Here is a 6,437-nt window from a genome sequence, read left to right on the forward strand (position 1 = left end):
GGCGGACGGAATGCGGGGAATCAGCGGATCACAGCTTCCCCAGGAAGTGATACGCGATGTCGAAGTGATCCTCGAACATCACGCCGCGCATCTGCGCGAATTCGTTCAGCGGCACCCAGCGCGCCTTGTCGGCATCGTCGCTGCCCTTCACGCGCGGCAGCTCGCCGGTCGGGAAATTGAACAGGCACGCATGCGTGATCGTGCGGCCGCGCAGCGAACGCGTCGGGTGATCGAACACCTGGCGATCCTTGATCGACCCGCGCAGCACGGGCTCCGGCAGCTTCAGGCCGGTTTCTTCGCGCAGCTCGCGGATACAGGCCGCGTCGAGCCGTTCGTCCTGGTTCACGAACCCGCCGGGCAGCGCCCACAGGCCGCGGCCCGGCTCGCTGCGGCGGCGCACGAGCAGGATATGGCCCGAGTGCACGACCACCGCGTCGACCGTCACGAACGTGACCGGATACGGCGCCGCCGCCCACGCCTTGTGATACCCGGCGATGAATTCGGCTTCCGACTTCAGCTGCGCGAATTCCGGCTGCGAGCGGAAACGCTCGAGCCAGCCGAACACGGGTTCCGGCACGGCCCACTGCACGAAGCTGTTCGGTCGTTCGGCGAAATACTGGTCGCGGATCTCGGTGGCGGAAATGTCTTCCGTCGCGTCGACGTCGACGAGCTCCCATTGCGGGAACATCCGCAGGTAATACGACGTGGCGTCCTTCTCGTGGCCGATCAGCCCGACCTTGCGCTGCGCGATATCGCCGAGCGCGGACGCGACGGCGTCCTGCACCCAGCGCACCCAGTCGCCGTCGTTGTAGGTCGAATCCTGCAACGGCGCAATGGTGACGCGGTCGCGCTCGGACACGTCGAGCAGCGAAGCCAGCATCTGGCGGCGCTCGTCGAACGAGAACGGATCTTTGATGGTGCGGGGCTTGTCGGTCGATCCGATCAGCACGCAAACGCGCTCGGCCCGGCTCAGTGCCGACTTCAGCACATTCAGGTGACCACGATGCAGAGGCTGGAAACGACCAATGAAAACGAGCGCGTCGAAGCGCCGGTTCTGTTGCGTACTCATGAGGCTCCCTCAAGAGATTGAAACGCTTCGGGTCTTTCCCGAAGGGTTGAAACGAATCCTAGGGGAAATCCCGGGGTGCGTCAATCGAGCCCGTTCGAGCCCCTCCTCGACTTGACGAAGTCTGACGAAATACAGGTTATTGGCGGGTTACACTCGATTTCATCCCAATCCGCGCCATTGCGCCCGCCATCATGAGGATCTCAGTCAGCCGAACCGTCGGCGTCGATCGCAGACGCCTCTTCACGTGGTCGCAGGACTACGCGCGGCGGCTCGTCTGGGACAGCTTCCTCACCGACGCCTATCTGCTCGACGGCATGACGGCCGACGTCGGCGTCGATGCGTTCTGCCGCAGCCAGTCGGGCGCGACGATGGTGTCGCGCTACATCTCGTACCGTCCGCCGCAGGTCGCCGCCGTGGAAATGGTCGACGGGCCGAAAGTGCTCGAACGCTTCAGCGGCAGCTGGAACTTCACCGAGCACACGCCCGGCACGACCGAGGTGAAATTCACGTACCACTTCCGCGTCCAGCCGGCCTGGCTGCGCTGGCTGCTCGAACCGCTGATCGGCGCGTTCTATCTCGTGCAGACGCGCCGACGTCTCGATTCATTCAAGCGCTGGGCCGAAGCCGAAGCGCTGCCGCACTGATCATCGCGGCCGCGGGCCACGCCCCCGCGCGACCCGGCGCGCCCGCGCCACCTCATCCCTAACGTGTTCGAACGCGCCATTGCCGCGCCGTCGGGTATTCACCGCGCATTTGCCAGATTCGCCGAACCCGGGGAAACTACGGGCGGCCGTCACCCTGACGGCGAGCCCCGACCGAGAGAACGGGGCACTCCTCCCTGAAACGGCTACGACACGAACACAATCCGATGAGCCTGATATCCCGATTCTTTGGCCGCAAAGACGAACCCGAAAACCCCGTCGCGCTGGTCGCGGCACCCGACGTCGAGAATCCGCTGAGCGTGACGGTCGTCTTCGACGGCCCGCTGCAGGTCGACATCGCCGCACTGACGGCCGCGCTGCGCGCGTACCACCCGAGCATGAAACAGGCGCGCGTCGAAACCGAGCCGACGCTGGAGCAGGTATTCGGGCTCGCCGGCTGGGGCAACCATGTCGTCCGGCTCGTCGGCTTCGATGCGCCCTATCCGTCCGAGGCACTGGAAACGTGTGTCGCACCGGCCCACTACGGGCAGGACCTGAAGCAGCAGGTGCGCGCAAGCCGCAGCCACGTGATCCTCTACTACGCCGGACACGAAGCGAATCCGCTCGACCAGTATGTCGCGCTGGTGGCCGTCGCCGGCGCGCTGGCCGAACAGAACGGCCTCGCGGTGCTGAACGAGCACGCGCACACGTCGCTGCCGGCCGGCGTCTTCAATGCAAAGGAACTCGGCGAGGAAAGCCTCGAAGTGCTGCGGGATATCCCGCTGAACCTGTTCTTCTGCGGCTTCGTGAAATACGAAGTCGAAGGCGTCAACGGTGTGTGGATGCGCACCTATGGCGCCGACGTGTTCGGCCTGCCCGATTTCGCCGCGCTCGCGGAAGGTCATCATGAGGGCGAACGCTACTCGGGCATCTTCAACAACGTGATGCATTACCTGCTGGAAAGCGGCGCGCGCATGCACGCAGGCGAAACGATGCAGATCGGCGCGGAAACGTTCATGAAGCTGCGCGAGCCGCTCGAGCACGAGTATTACCTGCAGGGGCCAGCTCCGGTGCTGGTGGCCGAGCTGATTTCGGCGGACCAGATCAATCGCTGATTTCACCCCGTCGCATCTTGCTGCACGGCGCACGGGTTCAAAGCTTCGCGAACGGCGTGCGCCGCTGCGCCATCTGACGGCGGCATGACAGCCGCCGTTCGAACCCGATGAGGGCCCGACCGTGTTCGGTATTCGCCTTGGTCTCACGCTGGCCGCCATCGGCCTCTCGCTGTCGGCCCACGCCGACAGCATCGACTGCTCGCGTGCAAAGACACGCACCGACCGCCTGATATGCAGCGACAAGGCGCTCGTGTCAGCGGACAGCGCATTGTCGAACGCCTACTACGATGCAGTCGGCATCGCCGCCGACCAGCAAGCGGTCATCCAGTCGCAACGCACATGGCTCAAGCAGCGCGATGCGTGCGGCGACGCGGCGTGCGTCGCAACGGCCTATCGCGACAGGACTGCGGCGCTGAAGCAGGTCAAGCACGCCGGCTGGAAAACCTATCGCGACCCGGCGCTCGGCATCTCGTTCGAGTACCTCGCGAACCGTCAGGTGAAAAAGCCCTGCCCCGAAATCGGCGGCGACCGCTGCATCGCGATCGTCGGCCGCAACATGACCTACAGCAACTACTTCATCGCGTTCGAGATCGTCGACGGCGCGCTGGAGACAATCGCGAAACAGAAAGCGGGATTCGAGCAGCAGGACGACGGCAAGTGGATAACCACGTTTGGCCCCGGCATCGCACAGGAAGTTGAACGTTTTTCCGGTGCTGGCTGGCGCGGCATGCAAGCGACGGTCATATGTGGCATCAGCGATCCGGAAACCGGCTTCCACTCGTCGGCCGGCGAATGCTATTGGGCCGTGCTGGGCAACGGGAAGCGCGCGGCCGTCGCGAATACGCAGGGCATCGTCGGCACCGATGACGCGACGATGCACAGCGTGTCGACGTTCCGGTTCGACCGTTAGCGGGAACGACGCGACTTGCGATCCCCCGGGCATGAATCGACGTGCGATGCGTCATCGCAACGAAGCCTCGGCAGAGATCCGCAAGGGTAAAAGCGCACGGCCTGACCCGATCCGCAATCGGTCACTTCATCAACCGCGCCGTTCGAACCACATCCGCACTAACGCGCACCAACCCCGCGCAACGGGAACGTCTCCGCACCCGCATCGCGGCGCAACGTAACCTCCGTACCGGTCAGCCATCCTGACGATTTCAGGATCGGGCGCGCCACCGTATATAACCGGTCGGCGCTGGCGCCATACAGGTACAGATAACCGTCGTTGCCGTCGCGATGCAGTTCGGTTTCACCCAGTTCGCCGGCCCCTGCCTGCTTCACCGCACGATCCAGCCGTTGCTCCAGTGCGTGAAGGCGCGCCTGGTCCTTCTCGTAGTAGTCGAAGTGAACCATCACGACCGGCCCGGGCGGCTTCGGCGGCACATCGGCGGCAGCGTTGCCGGCGAGCAGCAGCCCGCTGAACAATGCAGCGAATCGAATTCTGTTACGCATATCCGTAGAGGGAGTAAAGCGCACGCATCACGTCGGCACGCCGCCGCGCGCAACCTGCTGCCGGACTTGCGCCTGCGTGCCGAGCGCAACGGCGATCGCATCGACCGCATCGGCCGCACGTGCCGCGCCGCACATGAACGCGTCGACGGCCGCGAAGCGATGCTCGGGCCACGTGTGAATCGTGATGTGCGATTCGGCGAGCAGCACGACACCCGTCACGCCATGCTCGCCACCGAAATGATGGAAATGCGCGCCGATCACGCGTGCGCCCGCCTGCTGCGCCGCTTCGGTTAGGATCGACTCGAGCCGAGCGGCATCGCGCAGCAACGCCGCGTCGATACCGGCCAGGTCCGCCAGCACGTGCGAGCCGAGCATCGCGCGCGGCGGTGCGATCTCGTCGCGCGCGGTCATTTGTGCGACCCGTACGACGAGTAGCCGCTGCGGGCCGACGAACTGCCCCAGCCGCTGCCGCCTGAACCGCCGCCGCCGATCGATGCGCAGCTGAACAGCGTGACGACGATCAGGCCGTAGATGCCGTAGAGGATGTACCGGATCACGCGTTACCCCCATCCGACGCAAAACTCTTCCACAGCCATTCAGGCAGCCACAGCACCAGCAGGCCGACCAGAACGTAGACGGAGCGGCCGCTGAACGAGAACAGCGAGCCCATGTTCAGGATCACGAGCAACGCGCTGAACACGAGCGGCAGCGGCGCGAAACTGTGCGGGCCTTTCCGGCCGAACAGGCCCGTCGACGCAGTGGCGCCCGTTGTTGCCGCAGCAGCAGCCGTCGCGAGCGCCGGCGTGCCGAAGCGTTCGGCAAGCGTGCTGCCCGACAGCGGCCGCGCGCGCGACCAGACGATCTCCGCGTCGCTGCGCTCGCGCGTCAGCTTGTCCTTCTGCCAGCCGTAGTCGATGATCGACGTGCGATCGCCGACCTGCACGCGCCAGTTGAACGCGCCGACCACATAGACGACCTCCGAGTCGTATTCCTCGCGCAGGCGGTAGGTCTTGTCGCCGTCGGTCACGTTGGCATCGCTGCCGATCGTCGGCCATTGGTCGAGCACCTGTACGCGCTCCCAGCGCCCTTCGCTCTGCACGAGCCACAGGAAACCGCGCTTCGGGTTCAGCAGCAGGTATTCGTCCCACGTCTCCTCGTCGTCCGGTACGCGGCAACGCATCATCCCGATCACCGTGTACTTCACACCGTCGAACGTGCCGACCGCGCCGAGCTCCAGCGCCCCCTTGACCGCTTCGAGCTTGCGCTGCGCCGCGAACACGGTCTGCTGCTCGGCCGTGCACTGCACGCCCGCATGGCAACTGCCGCACACCACGTAGTCGGCGACGTTCGGCGCGTACGACAGCGGTGCGCCGCAGCTCGGGCACGCGAACGGCACCATCTCCGCACCGCGCTTCTCGCGCGTATCGTTTTCGGTATCGCGCAGCCCGGTGAACGCGAGCGCATCGAACTCGAGCGCTTCGCCCGTATAGACGGCCGGGCTCCCGCCGTTCGAATCGGCGTCGGAATAGTCGTAGGTCGCGAACGCGTTGCCGGTACGCAGGTCGACGACGCGCGCCTCCCAGCCGGCATCGACGCGGAACGGCAGTTCGCCGTCGCCGCCCGTGCAGCGCGCGGTGCGCACGTCGGACACGAGAAACGCGCGGCCGCCGTGGTCGATCCGCATGCCCGGTTCCAGCGTGCCGAACGCAGGCCACGCGCCGCCGGACGCGTCGTCGGGCTCGCGCACCGTGATCGCATACTGGCCCGACGCATCCGACAGCCAGCCGAACGTGCCGTCGTCGAACACGACATACCACTCGCTCCACGCGCCGGCGTCGTAGGTCATCTGGATGCGCCCGAGCACCGTGAACGTACGCTTGTCGTAGCGCCCGGCCGTGCCGATCTGGATCGGCGACGCATCGTCGAGCACCGTGGCCAGTTCGCCGATCCGTTCGACGTCGGTGCCACGCTTGAGCAGCGTGCTGCGGCAGAACGCGCAGACGGCCATCACCGCCGCCGCCGAGCGAAACTCGACCGGCGCGCCGCACTGGGGGCACGAAGTACTGAACATGCGCGACGCTTACCGGGTGAGCTTCGCGAGGATCTCGGCCTTCGCGCGCGAATATTCGTCTTCGGTCACGAGGCCCTTGTCGAACA

8 protein-coding genes are annotated in these 6,437 nt (G+C 65.7%); 3 read left to right on the forward strand and 5 right to left on the reverse strand.

What is annotated here, in order from left to right:
• Nucleotides 1-28: 28 nt before the first annotated feature.
• On the reverse strand, nucleotides 29-1,069 hold the full coding sequence (locus tag G3O00_RS19860; protein WP_206144052.1) for a bifunctional nicotinamide-nucleotide adenylyltransferase/Nudix hydroxylase: 1,041 nt from the start codon (nucleotides 1,067-1,069) through the stop codon (nucleotides 29-31).
• A 191-nt stretch (nucleotides 1,070-1,260) separates the two neighbouring features.
• On the opposite strand from G3O00_RS19860, the gene G3O00_RS19865 reads away from it, so the two are divergent.
• The 3 genes from G3O00_RS19865 (at nucleotide 1,261) to G3O00_RS19875 (ending at nucleotide 3,735) form a co-directional block, all read left to right on the forward strand.
• Nucleotides 1,261-1,713 (forward strand): SRPBCC family protein, encoded by a 453-nt coding sequence (locus G3O00_RS19865; protein ID WP_011354432.1) that lies wholly within the window; start codon nucleotides 1,261-1,263, stop codon nucleotides 1,711-1,713.
• Between the two features lie 224 nt (nucleotides 1,714-1,937).
• Nucleotides 1,938-2,825 carry a DUF4261 domain-containing protein gene (locus tag G3O00_RS19870; RefSeq protein WP_206144053.1) on the forward strand — a complete coding sequence of 296 codons (888 nt, stop codon included), beginning with the start codon at nucleotides 1,938-1,940 and terminating at the stop codon, nucleotides 2,823-2,825.
• 121 nt (nucleotides 2,826-2,946) lie between these two features.
• Complete coding sequence (locus tag G3O00_RS19875) at nucleotides 2,947-3,735, forward strand: lysozyme inhibitor LprI family protein (protein ID WP_206144054.1); 789 nt, start codon at nucleotides 2,947-2,949, stop codon at nucleotides 3,733-3,735.
• A gap of 158 nt (nucleotides 3,736-3,893) precedes the next feature.
• On the opposite strand, the gene G3O00_RS19880 is transcribed toward G3O00_RS19875, so the two are convergent.
• The 4 genes from G3O00_RS19880 to G3O00_RS19895 are packed head-to-tail and all read right to left on the reverse strand — an operon-like array spanning nucleotide 3,894 to nucleotide 6,351.
• On the reverse strand, nucleotides 3,894-4,253 hold the full coding sequence (locus G3O00_RS19880) for a hypothetical protein (protein ID WP_241025236.1): 360 nt from the start codon (nucleotides 4,251-4,253) through the stop codon (nucleotides 3,894-3,896).
• Nucleotides 4,254-4,307: 54 nt separating this feature from the next.
• Nucleotides 4,308-4,691, reverse strand: a complete 384-nt coding sequence (speD, locus tag G3O00_RS19885; RefSeq protein WP_206144056.1) for an adenosylmethionine decarboxylase — start codon at nucleotides 4,689-4,691, stop codon at nucleotides 4,308-4,310.
• Complete coding sequence (locus G3O00_RS19890; protein ID WP_157687246.1) at nucleotides 4,688-4,837, reverse strand: hypothetical protein; 150 nt, start codon at nucleotides 4,835-4,837, stop codon at nucleotides 4,688-4,690. Before G3O00_RS19890 ends, speD begins: the two co-directional genes overlap by 4 nt.
• A complete protein-coding gene (locus G3O00_RS19895; protein ID WP_206144057.1) occupies nucleotides 4,834-6,351 on the reverse strand; it encodes a DUF4178 domain-containing protein in 1,518 nt (505 codons plus the stop codon). The genes G3O00_RS19890 and G3O00_RS19895 overlap by 4 nt, the downstream gene beginning before the upstream one ends.
• Nucleotides 6,352-6,437: the final 86 nt, after the last annotated feature.

Origin of the sequence: Burkholderia sp. Ac-20384, from assembly GCF_017104605.1 — a bacterium.
In the GTDB taxonomy this organism is placed as follows: Bacteria; Pseudomonadota; Gammaproteobacteria; order Burkholderiales; family Burkholderiaceae; genus Burkholderia; species Burkholderia lata.